The organism is Streptomyces sp. NPDC057654 (assembly GCF_042800135.1).
Classification (GTDB): domain Bacteria; phylum Actinomycetota; class Actinomycetes; order Streptomycetales; family Streptomycetaceae; genus Streptomyces.
In genome coordinates this window covers 1-1,662 of record NZ_JBHVHQ010001288.1, presented here as the reverse complement: position 1 = coordinate 1,662, position 1,662 = coordinate 1, and the positions used below count along the sequence as shown (strand labels likewise).

The 1,662-nt window shown below is 73.7% G+C and carries 1 protein-coding gene and 1 pseudogene; both read left to right on the top strand.

The genetic code is table 11. The annotated features are described in order from the left end of the window. The coding region (locus tag ACFU99_RS42920) for a B12-binding domain-containing protein (protein ID WP_384404014.1) at positions 1 to 889 on the top strand (889 nt) is incomplete at its 5' end. A 287-nt stretch (positions 890 to 1,176) separates the two neighbouring features. Then, a pseudogene (locus tag ACFU99_RS42915) lies at positions 1,177 to 1,662 on the top strand (hypothetical protein); the annotation flags it as partial.

Genomic DNA, 1,662 nt, shown 5'->3' with positions numbered 1-1,662 from the left:
GGGCCGCCACCGGCGCTGGACCCCCGACGACGTGGCCAGGCTGGAACACATGTGCCGGCTGACCGCACAAGGCGTCACGCCCGCCGAAGCGGCTCGTATGGCGCTGGAGGACGCCGGCCCGCCCGCGGACCGCCCGCAGGCGGCCCTGCCGGGTCCCCGCGACCCCGGCGGTTTCCGCGACCTGCCCCTGGGCCAGGTCTGGCCGGAGAGCCGGGGTCTGGTACGCGCAGCCGAACGGCTCGACGCCTCGGCGGTGCAGGCCCAGCTCTGGTCCGCGGTCGACACCTACGGAGTCGTCGTCGCCTGGGAGCAGATCATCGCCCCGGCCCTGCACGCCATCGGCCGCAACTGGGCGGCCTCCGAAGAGTCGTACGTCGAGGTGGAGCACCTCCTCTCCTGGCATGTGTCCACCACCCTCCGCTCCACCGTCACCACGACCGGGGACAACCGCCCGCCGGTCGTGCTGGCCTGCATGCCGACGGAACAGCACTGCCTTCCCATCGAAGCCCTGTGGGCGGCGCTGGTGGAACGGGGCCTGCCCACCCGCATCTTCGGGGCCGCGGTCCCGGTGGAAGCCCTGGAGTCCACCGTCCGGCGCCTCGGCCCGTGCGCCGTCGTCCTGTGGGCCCAGTGCCGGCAGACCGCCGACCTGACCGTGGCGCGCGCCCTCCTCGCCTGCGAATGGGGCGTACGCGGCGCCCGCAGCCACCCCCTGACCATGCTGGCGGGGCCCGGCTGGACCGGCACACCGCTCGATCCGGGATCGGGCCGCCTCACCGGACTGGCCTCCGGCCTGGCGGTCATGGAATCCCTGTTCCGCACCATCACGGATCCGTCCGCCACACCCCGGCCGGGTTCCACGGCCCACCGGTACAGGAGGCCGCGGTAGACGGCCGGGACCGGGGCGCGCTCAGCTCGGCCCCGGGCTCGGCGGAATGGACGAAACAGGCGTCATGTGTCCAACTCTCCGTCGCGGCACTCGCTCTCTGTCGTGACGCTCTGGCCGTCCGTGGTCTTCGGCACGGTCTCGCCGTGCCCCCGCCCTGACCTTCACTCATCCCTCCCCGCCCCCTCACCGCGTCGAGTTATCCACAGGGCTGCCGTATTTCCCGTGGAGACGGAAGACTTGAGGGAAAGAACCGGAGATCGAAACGGTCACCTTCGGAAGGGGAGCGTATGCCGGGCTCAGTGGTAGCCCTGCGGGACAGCCATCAGGCAGAGGTCGACGGCCTGTTGACGCGGGCGGTCGAGGAGGAGGTGCGCCGGTCGGGCGGGCGGACCGATGCGGCGGTGCTGCTCGCGCGGGGGCGTGCCGAGTTGGCGGACATGGCGGCGAAGGCCGCCGAGGAGTACGGCGCGTACGTGCGCGCCCTGGACGAGGCGGAAGCCACTCAACGGCCCTTGTCCGCGCGGCTGTCGCGCGGTGCGCTGGCCACGCCGGGGCTGGTGACGATCGTGGCCGCGGCGGCGGCCTTCGGTGCGGATCTCGGGTACGGCACCTCGGCGGGCACGGCGTTCGGCGCGGGGGCGACCGTCGCGGTGGCCGGGGCGGCGACGACGCTCGTCAAGCTGACGGCGGGGCACTGGCCGGCCGCGCACCGGCGGGCGGGGATGCGCGGGCAGCCGGGCGGAACCGAGCAGTTGCGGCTCCAGTGGCTCACG